This window comes from Sphingomonas sp. DC4900 (assembly GCF_049896485.1).
Taxonomy (GTDB): Bacteria; Pseudomonadota; Alphaproteobacteria; order Sphingomonadales; family Sphingomonadaceae; genus Sphingomonas; species Sphingomonas aquatilis.
In genome coordinates, this window is the sequence record NZ_JAFCUK010000001.1 from 109,460 (window position 1) to 127,508 (window position 18,049).

Annotated in this window: 18 protein-coding genes; 12 read left to right on the top strand and 6 right to left on the bottom strand. The window is 66.5% G+C overall.

Features of this window, described 5'->3' with window-relative positions; translation table 11 throughout:
- Positions 1 to 39: 39 nt before the first annotated feature.
- Entirely contained in the window at positions 40 to 849 is an 810-nt protein-coding gene (locus ACP690_RS00530) for a pyruvate, water dikinase regulatory protein (RefSeq protein ID WP_426259821.1), read from the bottom strand.
- A gap of 366 nt (positions 850 to 1,215) precedes the next feature.
- Here ACP690_RS00530 and hemE point away from each other — a divergent pair, with 366 nt between their 5' ends.
- The 4 genes from hemE to ACP690_RS00550 all read left to right on the top strand — a co-directional run bounded on the left by hemE (position 1,216) and on the right by ACP690_RS00550 (position 5,092).
- Positions 1,216 to 2,181: a uroporphyrinogen decarboxylase gene (hemE, locus tag ACP690_RS00535; RefSeq protein WP_426260013.1), complete on the top strand. Its 966-nt coding sequence runs from the start codon at positions 1,216 to 1,218 to the stop codon at positions 2,179 to 2,181.
- Positions 2,181 to 2,627, top strand: coding sequence for a CopD family protein (locus ACP690_RS00540; protein ID WP_426259822.1), 447 nt, complete (start codon positions 2,181 to 2,183; stop codon positions 2,625 to 2,627). Before hemE ends, ACP690_RS00540 begins: the two co-directional genes overlap by 1 nt.
- A gap of 169 nt (positions 2,628 to 2,796) precedes the next feature.
- Positions 2,797 to 4,053, top strand: coding sequence for a transcription termination factor Rho (gene rho, locus ACP690_RS00545; protein WP_024310316.1), 1,257 nt, complete (start codon positions 2,797 to 2,799; stop codon positions 4,051 to 4,053).
- Between the two features lie 334 nt (positions 4,054 to 4,387).
- Positions 4,388 to 5,092 (top strand): TerC family protein, encoded by a 705-nt coding sequence (locus ACP690_RS00550; RefSeq protein ID WP_029720500.1) that lies wholly within the window; start codon positions 4,388 to 4,390, stop codon positions 5,090 to 5,092.
- A gap of 33 nt (positions 5,093 to 5,125) precedes the next feature.
- Here the strand turns inward: ACP690_RS00550 and ACP690_RS00555 are convergent, their stop codons facing one another.
- Entirely contained in the window at positions 5,126 to 5,836 is a 711-nt protein-coding gene (locus ACP690_RS00555; RefSeq protein ID WP_426259823.1) for a dienelactone hydrolase family protein, read from the bottom strand.
- A gap of 72 nt (positions 5,837 to 5,908) precedes the next feature.
- Between ACP690_RS00555 and ACP690_RS00560 the strand changes: the two genes are divergently transcribed.
- From ACP690_RS00560 to ACP690_RS00590, 7 genes are read left to right on the top strand one after another with little or no spacing between them, the layout of a single operon-like run.
- Entirely contained in the window at positions 5,909 to 6,154 is a 246-nt protein-coding gene (locus tag ACP690_RS00560; RefSeq protein ID WP_024310317.1) for a DUF6489 family protein, read from the top strand.
- The gene (mnmE, locus tag ACP690_RS00565) at positions 6,154 to 7,428 is read left to right on the top strand and encodes a tRNA uridine-5-carboxymethylaminomethyl(34) synthesis GTPase MnmE (protein WP_426259824.1); all 1,275 of its coding nucleotides are present in this window, start codon (positions 6,154 to 6,156) and stop codon (positions 7,426 to 7,428) included. The genes ACP690_RS00560 and mnmE overlap by 1 nt, the downstream gene beginning before the upstream one ends.
- A 54-nt stretch (positions 7,429 to 7,482) precedes the next feature.
- Entirely contained in the window at positions 7,483 to 9,318 is a 1,836-nt protein-coding gene (gene mnmG, locus ACP690_RS00570) for a tRNA uridine-5-carboxymethylaminomethyl(34) synthesis enzyme MnmG (protein WP_426259825.1), read from the top strand.
- The gene (gene rsmG / locus ACP690_RS00575; protein WP_426259826.1) at positions 9,315 to 9,932 is read left to right on the top strand and encodes a 16S rRNA (guanine(527)-N(7))-methyltransferase RsmG; all 618 of its coding nucleotides are present in this window, start codon (positions 9,315 to 9,317) and stop codon (positions 9,930 to 9,932) included. Before mnmG ends, rsmG begins: the two co-directional genes overlap by 4 nt.
- Positions 9,929 to 10,711 (top strand): ParA family protein, encoded by a 783-nt coding sequence (locus ACP690_RS00580; protein WP_017980507.1) that lies wholly within the window; start codon positions 9,929 to 9,931, stop codon positions 10,709 to 10,711. The genes rsmG and ACP690_RS00580 overlap by 4 nt, the downstream gene beginning before the upstream one ends.
- Positions 10,708 to 11,613 carry a ParB/RepB/Spo0J family partition protein gene (locus ACP690_RS00585; RefSeq protein ID WP_147036238.1) on the top strand — a complete coding sequence of 302 codons (906 nt, stop codon included), beginning with the start codon at positions 10,708 to 10,710 and terminating at the stop codon, positions 11,611 to 11,613. Before ACP690_RS00580 ends, ACP690_RS00585 begins: the two co-directional genes overlap by 4 nt.
- Positions 11,610 to 12,353: a dienelactone hydrolase family protein gene (locus tag ACP690_RS00590; RefSeq protein ID WP_426259827.1), complete on the top strand. Its 744-nt coding sequence runs from the start codon at positions 11,610 to 11,612 to the stop codon at positions 12,351 to 12,353. The genes ACP690_RS00585 and ACP690_RS00590 overlap by 4 nt, the downstream gene beginning before the upstream one ends.
- A gap of 100 nt (positions 12,354 to 12,453) precedes the next feature.
- Here the strand turns inward: ACP690_RS00590 and holA are convergent, their stop codons facing one another.
- The 4 genes from holA to ACP690_RS00610 form a co-directional block, all read right to left on the bottom strand.
- Entirely contained in the window at positions 12,454 to 13,473 is a 1,020-nt protein-coding gene (gene holA, locus ACP690_RS00595; protein WP_426259828.1) for a DNA polymerase III subunit delta, read from the bottom strand.
- Complete coding sequence (gene lptE, locus ACP690_RS00600) at positions 13,470 to 13,985, bottom strand: LPS assembly lipoprotein LptE (protein ID WP_063687028.1); 516 nt, start codon at positions 13,983 to 13,985, stop codon at positions 13,470 to 13,472. The genes holA and lptE overlap by 4 nt, the downstream gene beginning before the upstream one ends.
- Positions 13,982 to 16,480: a leucine--tRNA ligase gene (gene leuS / locus ACP690_RS00605; RefSeq protein WP_426259829.1), complete on the bottom strand. Its 2,499-nt coding sequence runs from the start codon at positions 16,478 to 16,480 to the stop codon at positions 13,982 to 13,984. The genes lptE and leuS overlap by 4 nt, the downstream gene beginning before the upstream one ends.
- 62 nt (positions 16,481 to 16,542) lie before the next feature.
- Positions 16,543 to 16,986 (bottom strand): DUF3576 domain-containing protein, encoded by a 444-nt coding sequence (locus ACP690_RS00610; RefSeq protein ID WP_017980501.1) that lies wholly within the window; start codon positions 16,984 to 16,986, stop codon positions 16,543 to 16,545.
- A 253-nt stretch (positions 16,987 to 17,239) separates the two neighbouring features.
- Here ACP690_RS00610 and ACP690_RS00615 point away from each other — a divergent pair, with 253 nt between their 5' ends.
- Positions 17,240 to 17,935 carry a hypothetical protein gene (locus ACP690_RS00615; protein ID WP_426259830.1) on the top strand — a complete coding sequence of 232 codons (696 nt, stop codon included), beginning with the start codon at positions 17,240 to 17,242 and terminating at the stop codon, positions 17,933 to 17,935.
- The last annotated feature ends 114 nt before the right edge of the window (positions 17,936 to 18,049 follow it).

Sequence of the window (18,049 nt, forward strand, 5' to 3'; positions counted from 1 at the left end):
CGCGGGGATGACGACTTTGAGGGAGGGGCAACAGACACATCATCCCTTCCGCTCATTCGCCAGCGCGATGATCGCCGCGGCCGTCTCCTCGATCGAGCGGCGCGTTACGTCGATCACCGGCCAGCCATTGTCGGCGAACATCCGCCGCGCAAAGGCGATCTCGCGCGTCACCGCTTCCTCCTCGACATAAGCGGTGTCGGGCATCTGGTTGAGCGACAGCAGGCGGTTGCGCCGGATCTGGATCAGCCGGTCGGCGCTGGTCGTCAGCCCGACGACGAGCGGGCGCGTCAGGTCGAACAGCATCCGCGGCGGCGGACTTTCGACGACGATCGGGATGTTCGCGGTCTTCCACCCGCGGTTGGCGAGATAGATGGAGGTCGGCGTCTTCGACGACCGCGACACGCCCGCGAGGACGATATCCGCTTCCTCCCAATCCTCGTGCGCGATGCCGTCGTCGTGCGCGATCGTCCATTGAATCGCATCGACGCGGGCGAAGTAGGCGGCGTCGAGCGCATGCTGGCGCCCCGGCCGCGCCTTCGCCTGCTGGCCGAGCAGGCCCGACAGCGCATCGTTGACCGGATCGAGCGGCGCCACCGCCGGCAACCCCAGCGCCAGACACCGCTGCTCGAGGATACGGCGGGTCGCGGCGTTGACCAGCGTGAAGATCACCAGCCCGGGGTTCTGCGCGATCTCCTGGAGGATGCGCTCCAAATGCGCCTCGGTCCGGACCATCGGCCAGAAATGGCGCACGGTCTCGACGTCGTCATATTGCGCGAGCGCGGCCTTCGCGATGTTCTCCAGCGTCTCACCGGTCGAGTCCGATAGAAGGTGGAGGTGGAGGCGCATCATCGCGACCTCCGGGGCAGACCTGTGGACAACATGGGGATGATCGATAGGACAAGTCGGCAGGTCCGCCAAGCGACCCTCACGCCGTGGACAACCCGCATTTCATCCACATGTTCGCCAACATGGCACGTTTTTATCCACAGATCGTGGAAAACGGGGACATGGCGAACCGAATCGACACGATTCCGTGCGTCCTTGCCCGTCAACCTGTGGGTGATTAGGGCATGAAACCGCTTATCCCGTGTTCCACGTGCCAATCACTTCATCATCCTTTCTAAGAATCTTATTATAGGAAGAAGGACGCTGACCGATCCTGTGAACAAGCCGCTGCTCGCCACGCTGAAGGGTGCGAAGCCGGCCGTGCCGCCGATGTGGCTCATGCGTCAGGCTGGGCGCTATTTGCCCGAGTATCGCGCACTGCGGGCGGAGAAGGGCGGCTTCCTGGCGCTGGCCACCGACCCGGTCGCGGCAGCCGAGGTGACGCTGCAACCGATCCGCCGCTTCGGTTTCGACGGCGCGATCCTGTTCTCCGATATCCTGATGGTGCCCTGGGCGCTGGGGCAGGAGCTGACGTTCGGACCGGGCGAGGGGCCACGGCTGACCCCGCCGTTGGTCGATCATGCGCTGGGGGCGCTGGAACGGATGCCTCAGCGCCTCGAGCCTGTCTATGCAACCTGTGAGCGGGTGGCGGCCGCCTTGCCGCCTGAGACCACCTTTCTGGGCTTTGCCGGCAGTCCCTGGACAGTCGCGACCTATATGGTGGCGGGGCAGGGGTCGAAGGATCAGGGCGAGACGCGCGGTTTCGCTTATGCCGACCCGGCTGCATTCGGTGCGATCATCGATGCGATCGTCGCCATGACGATCGACTATCTCGCTCGCCAGATCGAAAACGGCGTCGAAGCGGTTCAGCTGTTCGACAGCTGGGCGGGATCGCTGTCGCCCGACCAATTCGAACGCTGGGTGATCGCGCCCAATGCGGCGATCGTCGCCGGGCTGCGAGCGCGGTGTCCGAACGCGGTCATCATCGGCTTCCCAAAGGGGGCAGGGGGCAAGCTGCCCGCCTATGCCCGTGAAACTGGCGTCGATGCGATCGGGTTGGATGAGACGGTCGATCCGGCCTGGGCGGACGCGGTGCTGCCCAAGGGGTTGCCGGTACAGGGCAATCTCGACCCATTGGCGTTGCTCGCCGGCGGTGCGGCCTTGGACGCGGGCATCGACCGGGTGCTCTCCGCCTTCCGTGACCGGCCGCACGTCTTCAACCTCGGCCATGGCATCGGCCAGTTCACCCCGATCGCGCATGTCGAGCATCTGATCCAACGGGTAAGGAGCGCGTAATGGAAGCCCTGGCAGGCGCCTATCTGTGGATCGTCGCGGCGCACGTGATCTTCGTCATCTTCTGGATGGCGGGCCTGTTCATGCTGCCGCGCTACCTCGTCTATCATCAGGAGGCACTGGCGGCGGGGCGCAGCGACGAGGCGGCGCAATGGGTGGAGCGCGAGGGCAAGATCCGCAGCATCATCCTGACCCCGGCGATGATCGTGGTATGGGTGCTCGGCCTGACGCTCGCGACCGTGGGCCAGCATTGGGGCGAGGGGTGGCTGCACGCCAAATTCGCCTTCGTGCTGCTGCTGTCGGGCTATCACGGCTGGGCGGTCGGCTATGCCAAAAGGCTGGCGCGGGGCGAGATGCGGCTCGATGGCCGCACGCTGCGCATGATCAACGAGGTACCGGCGCTGCTGGCGACGGTGATCGTCGTGCTGGTGTTCGTAAAGCCGTTCTGAGCGGCGCGACGCTGTTCTGCGCTTGACGGGGGCCTTGGGCCCTCTTACCTCCTGCCGACGCGTAGAGCCGCCGCCCGGTGGCTCCGCGTTCCTCCTCCGGCTGTTCGTCGCTGCGGTTCCTTCGCCGATCTGAAGCCTCTCCCCACTGCCTACGCATTCGGATTATTCCATGCATCTTAAAGACTTGAAGAAGAAGACCCCCGCCGACCTGGTCAGCATGGCCGAGGAATTGGGGGTCGAGGGCGCCTCGACGCTGCGCAAGCAGGATCTGCTGTTCGCGATCCTGAAGGTGCAGGCGGAGAATGGCGACCAGATTATGGGCCTCGGCACGATCGAGGTTCTGCAGGACGGTTTCGGCTTCCTGCGCTCGCCGGAAGCGAACTACCTCGCCGGCCCGGACGATATCTATGTGTCGCCCAATCAGGTCCGCAAGCACGGCCTGCGTACGGGCGATACCGTCGAGGGCGAGATCCGCGCGCCCAAGGATGGCGAACGCTATTTCGCACTGACCAAGCTGACCTCGGTGAACTTCGACGATCCCGAAGCCGTCCGCCACCGCGTCAATTTCGACAACCTGACGCCGCTGTATCCGGAATCGAAGCTGACGCTCGATCCCGCCGATCCGACGCAGAAAGACAAGTCGGCGCGCGTCATCGACATCGTCTCGCCGCAGGGCAAGGGCCAGCGCACGCTGATCGTCGCGCCGCCGCGCGTCGGCAAGACGGTGATGCTGCAGAACATCGCGAAGGCGATCACCGACAACCATCCCGAGGTGTTCCTGCTCGTCCTGCTGATCGACGAGCGGCCCGAGGAAGTCACCGACATGCAGCGCAGCGTGAAGGGCGAGGTCGTCTCCTCGACCTTCGACGAACCCGCGCAGCGTCACGTGCAGGTCGCCGAAATGGTGATCGAAAAGGCCAAGCGCCTGGTCGAGCACAAGAAGGACGTCGTGATCCTTCTCGACAGCATCACGCGCCTCGGCCGTGCCTACAACACCGTGGTGCCGTCGTCGGGCAAGGTGCTGACCGGCGGTGTCGACGCCAATGCGTTGCAGCGGCCCAAGCGCTTCTTCGGCGCGGCGCGTAACATCGAAGAGGGCGGTTCGCTCTCGATCATCGCCACCGCGCTGATCGACACGGGCAGCCGCATGGACGAGGTGATCTTCGAAGAGTTCAAGGGCACGGGTAACTCCGAAATCGTCCTCGACCGCAAGGTCGCCGACAAGCGCGTCTTCCCGGCGCTGGACGTCGGCAAGTCGGGCACGCGCAAGGAAGAGCTGCTGGTCGACAAGGACAAGCTCAGCAAGCAGTGGGTGCTGCGCCGTATCCTGATGCAGATGGGCACGATCGATGCGATGGAATTCCTGCTCGACAAGATGAAGAATTCGAAGACTAACGAAGACTTCTTCGACAGTATGAACCAATAGCCGGGCATGGCCGGCCGCATATTGCGGCCGGACTCATGCCGGCTCGGCCGGCGGGCGTGCCACGGCACGTCCCGTCCGACGCGGGCTTCGCCCGCGTCCGCCGAACTCCATCCGTCACCCCGGCCGCAGAGCCGGGGTCCCGCTTGTTGTTTCACCGTCCCGGGCAGACATAGCGGGACCCCGGGTCAAGCCCGGGGTGACGACGTGTTGCCCGCGCTTCGTCACCAGCAACAGAACGTCACAATCCTCATCCACGCGTCGCCGATGGCTTTTGCGCGTTGCTGCGGTATGCACCACGGCATCAACGGGGAGTAACGACGTGTCCATCATCGCCATGCTGAGCGCGGCCGCCGCCAGCGGGCCGGGGTCTCCGGCCGAGATCTGGCAGCATATTATCAACGATTTTTCGAACATCACGACTCCTGCGGCGCTGTCGGCGTTCGTGCAGGTGCTGATGATCGACGTCGTGCTGGCGGGCGACAATGCGATCGTCGTCGGCGCGTTGGCCGCGGGCTTGCCGGTCGATCAGCGCAAGAAGGTCATCCTGATCGGCATTCTTGCCGCGCTCGTCCTGCGCATCATCTTCGCGCTGGCGGTCAGCTGGCTGCTCGGCGTGATCGGGCTGATCTTCGCGGGCGGCATCCTGCTGCTATGGGTCGCGTGGAAGATGTGGCGTGAGCTGCGGGGCGAGCACAACGCCGGCTCACCCGAGGTCGACGGCGACGAGACCGCCGGCCTGAAGCCCGCCAAGAGCTTTGCGGCCGCTGCCTGGGCCGTTGCGGTGGCCGACGTGTCGATGAGCCTCGACAACGTGCTCGCCGTTGCCGGCGCCGCGCGCGATCATCCCGGCATCCTCATCATCGGACTGCTGCTGTCGGTCGCACTGATGGGCATCGCGGCGAACCTGATCGCCAAATATATCGAGCGCTATCGCTGGATCGCCTACGTCGGGCTGGCGGTGATCGTCTATGTCGCGGGCAAGATGATCTACGAAGGGGTGGTCGACCCCAATGTCGGGCTGATGAAGCTGTTCGGATAAGGGAAGGGGGGCCGCGAAGCCCCCCTTTTCATGTCAGCCTAGATGCGCCGCGAAGAAGCTGGCGGTGCGCTGATCGGCAAGGTTTGCAGACTCGTCCGAACGGCGCTGGCCGAACTCGGTTGCGAAGCCGTGGTCCTCGCCGGGATAGTCGAACAGCGTCACCTTCGCATGATCGTCCAGCCCGGCGTGCATGCGGGCCTGCGCATCCTTGTCGACGAAATGGTCCTCCTGCGGAATGTGGAGCAGCACAGGGTGCGCGATCGCATGCGCTTCGCCCAACAGTCCGTCGATGCCGACGCCGTAATAGCCGACACTGGCGTCCACATCGGTACGCGCCGCAGTCATGAAGGCCAGGCGACCGCCGAGGCAGTACCCCACGACCCCGACCTTGCCGCCCTCGGCCAGCATGCCCCGCGCGGTGCGGATCGTCGCTTCGATATCGCGGATGCCGGCGTCCTGATCGAACTGCCCCATCAGGTCGAGTGCGCGTTGCATCTGGTCCGGAACGTCCGGGTCCAGCTCGACGCCCGGTGCGATCTGCCAGAATAGGTCGGGGGCGAGCGCAAGATAGCCATCCGCCGCCAGCCGATCGCATTTGCTGCGGATGCCGGTGTTCACGCCGAAGATTTCCTGAATGACGACAATCGCCGCACGCGGCGTGCTCGCAGGTTCGGCGACATAGGTGTCGAAACGGCCTTTGCCGTCTAGCGTGTCGATGGTGATCGTCCGGGACGTGGCAGTCATGGGTGCTCCTCTCGCGCAGCCGATCCGGCTGGGCTATGGCAAACGCCACAGGGCCGCAACGGGATGCATGCGATGAAGGTAACGGTGGACGTCGATCTGACCCCGGAAGAGGCGCGCCGCGCGATGGGCCTGCCCGACCTGACGCCGCTGCACGAGCGCTATGTCGCCGCGATGCTGGAAACGATGAACGGCCAGGTCCGCCCCGAACTGCTCGAGAACATGATGAAGAGCTGGGCGCCGATGGGCGAAGCGGGCTTCGCGATGTGGCGCCAGATGTTCGAGACGGCGACCAAGACGGGCGGCGGCTCGGGCAGCTGATGACGACGATCTTCGCGCTGTCGAGCGGCGCGGCGCCGGCCGGTATCGGGGTCATCCGGGTGAGTGGTCCAGACGCAATGACGGCGGTGGTCAAGCTGGCGGGGTCCTTGCCGCCACCCCGCGAGGCACGGGTGCGCGCGTTGCGCGATGCCGGGGGTGCGCTGCTAGACCGCGCACTGGTGTTGGTCTTTCCCGGACCGGCAACGGCCACCGGCGAAGATCTGGTCGAATTGCATTGCCATGGCGGCCGTGCGGTGATCGCAGCGGTGCTGCGGAGCTTAGGGGAGCAGCCTGGCCTCCGCCCGGCGGTTGGAGGCGAATTCACGCGCCGTGCGCTGGCGAATGGGCGCATCGATCTGGCTGAGGCTGCGGGTCTCGCCGACCTGTTGTCAGCCGACACCGAGCGGCAGCGCGTTGCCGCGCTCGCAGCGGCGGAAGGCGTTGTGAGCCAGCGCGTGCGCAATTGGCTCGACCGGCTGGCGATGCTGTCGGCGATGGTCGAGGCGCAACTCGATTTTGCCGATGAGGATGATGTCGACGACGACTCGGCGGCGATGGTGGCGGTGGTCGAGGGTCAGCGCGCGCTGGCGACGGAGCTGGCGGCGGTGCTCGCCAACCCGCCCGTCGAACGGCTGCGCGACGGGATCAGCGTGGTGCTCGCCGGCCCACCCAATGCGGGCAAGTCGACGCTCATCAACCTGCTGAGCCAGCGTGAGCTTGCGATCGTCTCTCCGATCGCCGGCACGACCCGGGATCGGATCGAGGCGACCGTGGTGCGGGACGGTCTGGTCTATGTGCTGACCGATACGGCGGGGCTGACCGAAAGCGATGATCCCGTGGAGCAGATCGGCGTCACGCGCGCGGAGAACGCGATGGTTGCGGCGGACGTGCTGCTGTGGCTGGGCGATACCCCGCCACCGCGCGACGATGCGCTATGGCTGCACGCGCGGGCTGACGTGCCCGGCCGGGTTGCGGCGCAGGGAACGCAGGCGGCGGTGTCGCAGGATGATGCCTCCAGCATCGAGGCGGTATGGCGTCTGATTGCCGCGCGGGGGGAGGCCATGGTGCCCCGAGGTGACGCGCTGGCGTTTCGCGAAAGCGAACGCGCGGCCTGCCGGGATGCTCTGGACGCGATACGACAGCCGGATGGCGACCCGCTCGTCATTGCCGAGCAGCTGCGATTGGCGCGACGGGCACTGGCCACGATCCTGGGCATCGATGCCACGGAGACGATGCTCGACGCCCTGTTCGGACGCTTCTGCATCGGCAAGTGATGTTCCACGTGGAACAGTTTTGACGTTCCGCACGCGCTGGCATAGGCGCATCGTATGTATGACGTGATCGTCGTCGGTGGTGGCCATGCCGGCACCGAAGCCGCCGCTGCCGCCGCGCGCCGCGGCGCAAACACCTTGTTGCTCAGCCACGACCGACGCTTGATCGGGGCGATGTCGTGCAACCCGGCGATCGGCGGCTTGGGCAAGGGGCATATCGTTCGTGAGGTCGATGCGTTCGATGGCCTGATCGGTCGCGCCGCAGACGCAGCCGCGATCCACTATCGGATGCTCAACCGCAGCAAGGGTGCGGCGGTACAGGGACCACGCATTCAGGCGGACCGGCGACGCTATGCCGCGGCAATCCAGGCGATGCTCGCCGCCCTCCCGACGCTGACGATCGGCGAAGGCGATGTCGACGCATTGGTCATCGACGGGGGTCGCGCGACCGGTGTCGTATTGGGCGATGGCTCGCGGATCGCGGGGCGGACCGTAGTGCTGGCGACCGGCACCTTCCTTGGCGGTAGGATGTTCCGGGGTGACGAACGCCATGAGGGTGGCCGCATCGGCGAACGCGCGGCACGCAAGCTGGCGGAACAATTGCGGGCGCTGGCCCTGCCGCTGTCGCGTTTGAAGACCGGCACCCCGCCCCGGATCGACGGTCGCACGATCGACTGGGCGCGGCTCGACGAGCAGCCGTCCGATACGGAGCCGTGGACCATGTCACCGATGACCTCGGCGCGTCTGCTGCCGCAGGTCGCCTGTGCGATCACCCGCACCAATGGCGCGACGCATGATGCGATCCGCAGTGGGCTCGATCGCTCGCCGCTGTTCGGGGGGGCGATCGCGGGGCAGGGCCCCCGCTATTGCCCGTCGATCGAAGACAAGGTGCATCGTTTTGGTGACCGGGACGGGCATCAGGTCTTCCTCGAACCCGAGGGATTGGACGATGCGACCGTCTATCCGAACGGCCTGTCCACGTCCTTGCCCGTCGATGTGCAGACCACGATGATCCGTAGCATCGCCGGGCTCGAGCGCGCGGCGATCACGCTGCCCGGCTATGCCGTGGAATATGATTATCTCGACCCGCGCAGTCTGGACGCGACGCTTGCGCTGGCGGCGATCCCCGGCGTCTATTGCGCGGGGCAGATCAACGGCACGACGGGCTATGAAGAAGCGGCGGGACAGGGTCTTGTCGCCGGCCTCAACGCGGCAGCGACCGCGTGCGATCTGGAGCCCTGCGTTCTCGATCGCGCTTCGAGCTACACAGGGGTGATGATCGACGACCTGGTGTTGCAGGGGGTCACCGAACCCTATCGCATGCTGACCGCGCGCGCCGAATATCGCCTGTCGCTGCGCGCCGACAATGCGGAGACGCGGCTCGGCCCGATCGCCGAACGGCTTGGATGTTTGAGCGACGCCCGACGAGCACACCAGCGCGATCTGCACGAGCAGCGAACGGCAATCCGCGCAGGATTGTCGGGCATGGTCACCGCATCGCAACTCGCCCAGCGCGGTGCAAAGGTGGCGCAGGATGGCAGTCGGCGGACGGCCTATGAATGGCTGCGCATGTCGGGCGTCACGCTCGACATGGTCGCGCCCCACGTGGTTGGCATCGCCCCGGCTGGGGTCCTTGACGAAGTGATCGAGGATGCGCGTTACGCTCCCTACCTCGAGCGACAGGCCGAGGAGGTCGAGCGGATGCGTCGTGACGAGCATGCGGTGCTGCCGTCCGACCTGGATTATGGCGCGGTGCCTGGGCTGTCGAACGAGATGATCGATCGCCTCTGTAAAGCGCGTCCGGGCTCGCTGGGTGCAGCCTCGCGCGTGCAAGGCGTGACCCCGGCGGCGCTGTCCGCCATCTATCTTTACGCACAAAGGCGGGCAGCATGACCGAAGATGACGCTCGCGAATTGATGACGACGCGTTTCGGACCGGATCGCGTCGAGCGGATCGCCGCGTTTCTCGATATGGTGGTCGCTGAGAATGATCAGCAAAACCTGATCGCGCCATCGACGATCGATACGATCTGGGTGCGCCACGCGCTCGACTCGGCACAGTTGATGTTTCACGTGGAACAATCGGCGAAGTCGTGGATGGATATCGGCACCGGGGGCGGTTTCCCTGGTATGATCGTCGCGCTGCTCTTCGACGGCAAGGTGACGATGGTGGAACCACGAAAGAAGCGGGCTACGTTTTTGCAGGCATGTGTCGACCACCTCAGCATCGCCAACGCCGATGTGGTGGCGAGCAAGGTCGAGGCTGTCTCGGGACGGTACGACATTATCTCCGCCCGCGCGGTGGCATCGGTCGAAAAGCTTTTGCAAGCGGCGGCGCCATGCGCCAAACCAGACACGCGTTGGATCCTGCCTCGCGGTCGGATTGAGCCGGAGCAGCTTACCGCGCTTCGCCGTCAGCGCGATCGAGTGTTTCACGTGGAACATAGTCTTACCGATCCAGACTCGGCGATCCTCATCGTCGATCGTCACAAGGGGCGCGCTTCATGACCTGTATCGCCGTCGCCAATCAAAAGGGTGGGGTGGGCAAGACCACCAGCGCGATCAACCTCGCCACGGCACTGTCGGCGACCGGCAAGAGCGTCCTGCTGATCGATCTCGACCCGCAGGGGAACGCGTCGACGGGTCTCGGCATCGGTCAGGCCAAGCGTGGTCGATCGAGCTATCACGTCCTCGTCGGCGAGGCGGAGATTGCCGATGCCGTCATCAGCACGCCGGTGCCGCGCCTCGATCTGGTGCCCGCGACACAGGATCTGTCGGGCGCCGAGATCGAGCTGGTTGAGTTCGACCATCGCACCCATCGTCTCGATCGCGCGCTGGCGCAGGTAAAGGGGCGCTGGGACATCGTGTTGATCGATTGTCCGCCGTCGCTGGGTCTGCTGACGATCAACGCCATGGTCGCCGCGGACAAATTGTTGGTGCCGCTGCAATGCGAATTCTTCGCGTTGGAAGGCCTGTCGCAGCTCCTCACGACGGTCGAACGGATTCGCGAGCGGTTCAATCCCGGCCTCGCCATCCTCGGCGTCGCGCTCACCATGTACGACCGTCGCAACCGCCTGACCGATCAGGTCGCGGCCGACGTCCGCGCGGTATTGGGGCAGGTGGTGTTCGATACGGTGATCCCGCGCAACGTCCGCCTGTCCGAAGCGCCGAGCCATGGTCTGCCCGCGCTGATCTACGATCATCGCTGTTCGGGTTCCCAGGCCTATATCGACCTTGCGCGCGAGCTGATCGCACGCCTGCCGCAAACAGCCGCGGTGGCGGCATGAGCGATGGTGGCAAGCGCAGCCGTCCCGCCGGGCTGGGGCGGGGCCTCAGCGCGTTGCTGGGTGAGATGGCGACCGAGGCACCCGTCACGCCCGGTGCCAAGAGCAATACGCCGAGCGGCGTACGCATGCTGCCGGTCAGCGCCTTGGCGCCGCACCCCGATCAGCCGCGTCGCCATTTCGACGATGCACTGCTCGACGAACTCGCCGCCTCGATCGCCGCGCGCGGGCTGATCCAGCCGATCGTCGTCCGTCCGCACGGCCACGACTATCAGATCGTCGCGGGCGAACGCCGCTGGCGTGCGGCGCAGCGGGCCCGGCTGCACGAAGTGCCCGTCGTCGTTCGCGACTTCGACGATGCGCAGACACTCGAGATCGCGCTGATCGAGAATATCCAGCGCCAGGATCTCAACGCGATCGAAGAGGCGCAGGCGTACCAGCGGCTTGCCGGCGAATATGGCCATACGCAGGAAGCGCTGGCCAAGATCGTCCACAAATCGCGTAGTCACGTCGCTAACCTATTGCGATTGCTTGAACTTCCTGCGGATGTGCAGGCGCGCGTCACCGATGGTTCGCTGTCGATGGGCCACGCCCGCGCCCTGCTCGGCGCGCGTGATGTCGAGATATTGGCAGAGCAGGTCGTCGCCCGCGGCCTGTCGGTGCGCGAAACCGAAAAGCTCGCCCGCGGCGCCAAGCCGGAGCGGGCAGGGGGCAGCCGCGGCGGTGGCGCGGCCCCACAGGCGCCCGACGCCGATATCGCGGCGCTGGAGCGCCAACTGTCCGATCTGCTCGGTCTCAACGTCCGCATCGCGCACAGCGAGAAGGGTGGCACGCTGACGCTGACCTATGGCACGCTCGATCAACTCGACATGGTGTGCCAGCGCCTGACCGGCGACACGATATGATCTTCCGATCGGACGAGCACGACGATCTGCCGACGCCGGATGGCGGGGTGATGCGGACGCACTGGTTCCGTCCGGTGGCGGAGGGGCGTTATCCGGGGCTGTTGCTGTTTTCGGAAATCTATCAGGTCACCGACCCGATCCGCCGGCTTGCGGCGTTCTTCGCGGGGCACGGCTATGTCGTGGCGGTGCCCGAGGTCTATCACGAATACGAGGCGCCGGGCACGGTGCTCCGCTACGATCCGCCGGGCACCGATCGCGGCAATGCGCTGAAGATCGCGAAGCCCGTCGCGGCCTATGATAGCGACGCCCGGATTGCGCTCGACGCGCTCGTCGCGCATCCGGCCTGTACCGGCGCGCTGGGAACGATCGGCGTGTGCCTGGGCGGCCATCTGGCCTATCGCGCCGCGCTCGACCCACGCGTCCGCGCCGCCGCGTGTTTCTATCCCACCGATATCCACAGCGGTACGCTGGGCGAGGGGCGCTGCGACGACAGCCTGGCGCGCATGGCCGATCTCAAGGCGGAGACGCTGTTCGTCTGGGGCCGGCAGGACCCGCATGTCCCTTATGCAGGGCGAGAGGCGATCCGGACACGCCTCGAAGAGGTGGGCGCGACGTATGAATGGCATGAGGTGAACGCGCAGCATGCGTTCCTGCGCGACGAAGGGCCGCGCTACGATCCGGCGTTGTTCGTGGCGGCTACCGGCTGGGCGCTGGCGCTGTTCGGGCGGGTGCTGCGGTAAGCCAATCTGATCGTCATCCCAGCGCGCGCTGGGATCTGCCGGTTATAACGCGCACCAAGAGCCCGGCCTGCGCAGGCGTGACGATACGAGCGAGGCGGGCCTACCCCCGCCGCTCGACCCCACGCGTCAGTTCGGTCAGCGCATGGTCCGCGAGAACGCCGCCCGCATTGCCGCTCGCCATCACCGCCCGCTCGGCATGGCGTACGCGGTCGAGCGCGGCCGCCAGCATCGCGGCATTCCAGCGCCGCAGCGCCTGCGCGGTCGCGGCTTCCTCCCGAAAGAAGACGCGGTGGCGTTTGAACACGCTGTCCTGCCCCGCGCCGGCGTCGATCTCCGCCTTCATCTCGGCCAGCGTCATCAGCTTGCGCGCAAGTTGGCGCAGCCACGGAATGGGCGAGGTACCGGCCTCGCTCAACCGGGCCAGTTCCGCACCCAGCACCGCGGTCTGCCCGCCGACGACGGCGTCGACCACCCGGCTCGTCTCCGCTTCACCCAGATCCGCGCCGATCGCGTCGAGCGCCGCATCGTCCAGGTCGTGCGGGCGGTCAGGCGCCGCGTCGAGGAATAGCGCCAGTTTCTCGATCTCGCGCGCCAGCACCGCACGATCGCCGCCGCAGGCGGCCGCCAGCCGCGCCGGCACATTGCCGCCGGGGCGCAGGCCCGCATCGCGCGCCATGCCCGCTGCCAGGCGCTCCAGATCGGCCGCGGTGGGTTCATAGGCGCCGAACGCCATCGCCCGGCGCGAATCGATCGCCAGCTTGACGATCTTGGCGGTCGATTTGACCGTGGGTGCCAGCGCCACCACCGGGTTGCCGGCATGATCCGCCTCCAGCAGCGCGGTGAACGCCTCCAGGCATTCCTCGCCCGCCGGGGACACGCGGATATGCCGCGCACCACCGAACAAGGACATGGAGGCCGCCTCGTCAGACAAGCGCGCCGGATCGGAGCGCAGCGTGGCGCCGTCCAGATCGATACGCTCCGCCTCCGGCCCCATCGCCTTGGCGAGCAATCCGGCAAGCTCCGCCGCCGCCGAGGCATCGGGACCGTGGAGCAGATACAGGCGGATATCCGGCGACGGGCGTTCCAGCGCCGATCGGATATCGCGCGCGTTAGCCTTCATCGCCCCGCAGGACGGCCGTTGGCGTAGACGGCAAGGCGCGAGACGATCTGGTCCGCAACGATCCCCGACAGGCGCTCCAGCGCCGTATTCTCCGCCGCGATCGTCGCATATTCGGATTGGACGACGTCGATGCCCGCGTCCGATCCTGCCGTCGCATCGACCAAGACGCTGCCGTCGTTGAGGTCGACCAGCTGATAGCGCGCGCGCAGCGTCCGCCGCTCGCGCGTCACGCTGTCGTCGCGACGCACGCCGAAGCCGGCGATCTTGTCGTCGAGCTTCACGTCGAGGCGATAGCGCGGCGCATTGCTGCCATCCGCCGCCAGCCGGTCGCGCAGCGCATTGCTCATCAACCAGCCCGCCTTGCCCTCGATCGGCGCGACCTCGACATGAGACAGCGTGCCCGCGACCGCGCCGCCCGCACCGCCGCCATATAGCGGCTTGAGACCGCAGGCGCTGGCCATCAGCGCGAGCGGTACGAGGAGCGTCAGGCGAAGCGCGGGAAAACGGATCATGCGACGATATTCACCAATCGGCCGGGAACGACGATCACTTTTTTGGGGGCCTTGCCGTCGAGGCTGCGGACGATCTTGTCGCTGGCCAGCGCTACGGCCTGCAACGCGTCGCGGTCCATGTCCTTGGGCACGGTCAGCGTATCGCGCAGTTTGCCGTTAACCTGCACCGCGATCGTCACCTCATCCTCGACCAGCAGGCGCGCATCGACCTCGGGCCAGGGCGCATCGGCGATCAGGCCGTCCATGCCCTTGGCCGCCCAAGCCTCCTCGGCGATATGCGGCACCATCGGCGCGACGAGCAGCATCAGCGTGTAGACCGCGTTGCGGCGCGAGGCGCCGGGCGCGGCGCGCTCGATCGCGGTGACGAGTTCGTATAGCCGCGCAACCGCCTTGTTGAAGGCGAGCGCCTCGATGTCCTGTTCGATACCCAGGATCGTCTGGTGTAGCTTGCGATCGAGCGCCGCATCGTCGCCCTCACCGGGTTCCGGCGTCTCGCCGTCGAACAGGCGCCACAGCCGCTGGACGAAGCGCCATGCGCCCTCGATCCCCGATTCGCTCCACGGCAGATCGCGCTCGGGCGGCGAGTCGGACAGCATGAACCAGCGCGTCGCGTCGGCGCCGTACCGGTCGACGATCGGCTCGGGATCGACCGTGTTCTTCTTCGACTTCGACATCTTCTCGACGCGGCCGACCGTGATCGGGTTACCGGTCGCGGTTTCGATGCCGTCGCGAATATCGCCGGGCGACAGCCAGCGGCCGTCCGAGGATTTGTACGTCTCGTGCGTCACCATGCCCTGCGTGAACAGGCCGGTGAACGGCTCGGCGATGTCGAGCAGTCCCATGTGCTTGAGCGCCCGCGTCCAGAAGCGCGCGTAGAGCAGGTGAAGAATCGCATGCTCCACGCCGCCGATATATTGGCCGACCGGCAGCCAGCTCTCGGCAACGGCGCGATCGAACGGCTTGTCCTTCGGCTGGCTGGCGAAGCGAATGAAATACCAGGACGAATCGGCGAACGTATCGAGCGTGTCGGTCTCGCGCAGTGCCGGCTTGCCGCACGACGGGCAATCGACATGCTTCCACGTCGGATGGCGATCGAGCGGGTTGCCCGGCACGTCGAACGACACGTCGTCGGGCAGCACGACCGGCAGCTGATCCTTCGGCACCGGCACCACGCCGCAGCTTTCGCAATGGATCACCGGGATCGGCGTGCCCCAATAGCGCTGGCGGCTGACGCCCCAGTCGCGCAGGCGATAGACGGTCGACCCCTTGCCCCAACCGCCCTCTTCGGCCTTCGCGATAACCGCGCGCTTGGCGGCCTCCACGTCCATCCCGTCGAGGAAGGACGAGTTCACCAGCGCGCCCGGACCGGTGTAGGCCTCGTCGCCCTCGAAGACCGGATCGGTCATGTCGCCATCCGCGACGACGCGCTGCACCGGCAGGTCGTACTTGCGCGCAAAATCGAGGTCGCGCTGGTCGTGCGCCGGCACGCCCATCACCGCGCCGGTGCCGTACTCCATCAGCACGAAGTTCGCGATATAGACCGGCAGCTGGCGCCCGGGATCGAACGGATGCGCGGCAGTGAGGCCGGTGTCGTAGCCCAGCTTTTCCTGCGTCTCCAATTCGGCCGCGGTCGTGCCGCCCTGCTTGCAGCGCGCGATGAAAGTGGCAACCTCCGGGTTGCCGGCAAGCGCCTGCGCGATCGGATGATCCGCCGCCACCGCGACGAAGCTCGCGCCGAAGATCGTGTCGGGCCGCGTCGAGAACACCTCGATCGTCTCGCCATTCGACACCTGGAATCCGAAGGTCAGGCCCTGGCTCTTGCCGATCCAGTTCTCCTGCATCAGCTTGACCTTGTCGGGCCAGTGCGCCAGCTTGCCCAGCCCCTCGATCAGCTCGTCGGCGAACTGCGTGATCTTCAGGAACCACTGGTTCAGCTTGCGCTTCTCGACCAACGCGCCCGACCGCCAGCCGCGCCCGTCGATCACCTGCTCGTTGGCAAGCACGGTCATGTCGACCGGATCCCAGTTGACCGCCGATTCCTTGCGATAGACCAGGCCGTTTTCGAGCATGTCGAGGAACAGCGCCTGTTCGTGCCCGTAATAATCGGGCTTGCAGGTGGCGAGCTCACGGCTCCAGTCAAGCGCGAAGCCCAGGCGCTTCAGCTGCGCCTTCATCGTCTCGATATTGGCGAGCGTCCACGTGCCCGGATGCACGCCCTTTTCCATGGCGGCATTCTCGGCCGGCATGCCGAACGCGTCCCAGCCCATCGGGTGGAGCACTTCATAGCCACGCATCCGGCGGAAGCGCGCCAGCACGTCGCCCATCGTATAGTTGCGGACATGGCCCATGTGGATGCGCCCCGACGGATAGGGGAACATCTCGAGGACGTAGCTTTGCGGCTTGCCGCTGTTATCCTTGGCGGCAAAGGTCTGGCGATCGTCCCAGACCTTCTGCCAGGCCGAGTCCGCGGTCAGCGCGTTGAAACGCGTGGTCATTCAGCAATTTCCGTTATCAGCGCGGTGCCGGCCGCAAGGGGGCTCGGCACCGCAGGCAGGCATCAGCCCGCGATAGACGCCCGGCGCAGGTCGCGGGCGCGGGTGAGGATGATGTCTTCCAGCTTCTGCGTCGTCGCGGCCTGCACCGGCGCCGACACCCACTGGCCGCCGCGGTTCACTTCGCGCAGCGCCGCGACACGGAGCGCATCGGCACGCAGGTCCTGGTCGAGGATCGACACGGTCACCTTCATCCGCTCGGTCGGCACCTGCGGGTTGACGTACCAGTCGGTGACGATGACGCCGCCGTTGGAATCGGTCTGGAGCAGCGGCATGAACGACAGCGTGTCGAGGCTCGCGCGCCACAGGTAGGAGTTGACGCCGATCGTCGTGATCTTCGACGCGGCGAGATCGGCGCTCGCGACGGTCTTGTTGCCGCGACCACCGCAAGCGGCGAGCGGCAGGGCGATGGCGGCGACCATGAGGGCGGTGCGCAACGAGCGGATCATGGGCGTGACTGTCCTGCAGAAAAAGAAGCGCTCTCGCTCTATAGATGCGCACGATCACCCGCAAGCGAGCCGTGATTCGACCGGATTGGAACGATCGGCCGCCGAAACCTGTGTGCCGATTGCAACAGTCGGACAAAATGATGCCTGAGCCAGCAATACTTCCATATTGGCGCGCGCCGGAATCGTGTTAGGCGCGTTGCAGCGGGAGTCGAGGGGACTGCTTGTGTTTGCGAAGCGTGCCGGTGGGCGTGCGATGACTGTGTTGATGGCGGGAGCGCTGGTCGCTGCCGGCGTCGCCGTCGCGCCCGCATTCGGCGCCGCCGAACGCGCCCAGCCCGCCCGTCGTATCACGTCTGCCACGCCGCGCTTTACGGGATCGTTCACTCCGGCCGCGGCCGACCCGCGACTCGCCGCGGCGATCGCGCGCGGCGGGCTCGACGGCATGGACTTCCGCTTCACCCCGGCAGAGGCGCGGCAGGACAAGCGCGCCGTGACCGTCGCGGTCCGCGTCCGCTCGAACCGCGTCGCGCTCGCCGATGCCGCCCGCACCACCGCCTCGGCACCGACCGTCGGCATCCAGCCGATCGCCTACAATCTCGGCGCTTCGGTGGGCTGGAAGCGCTTCGCGGTCTCAGGGGGCATCAACCACATCGATCTCGGCCCCGTGCCGGGCAGCCGCGAATCGACCGATGTCGCGCTCACCTATCGCGCCGGCCGCGCCAGCAGCCGCGTGATGGCGGTCTCCGATCGTCCGCTCGACACCACGCCGAAGCTGACGCAGGAACCGTCGAGCTATTCGGTCGACGTCAGCAGCTCCTATTCGCTGACCCGCAACCTCGATCTGACCGCCGGCATGCGCTACCGCTCGGATCGCGACCGCCTGACCCGCCTCGACGATACGCGGCGCGACAGCCAGTCGGTCTACGTGGGCACCGCCTTCCGCTTCTGATCGCTGATGACGGGGCGGGCGTGACCTGACCACACGTCACGCAGCAAAGGCTGGGATCTCCTGGCGAGCGCGCGCAGCAGCAGCACACTGCGGCTAATCGAAACATTGTCCCCC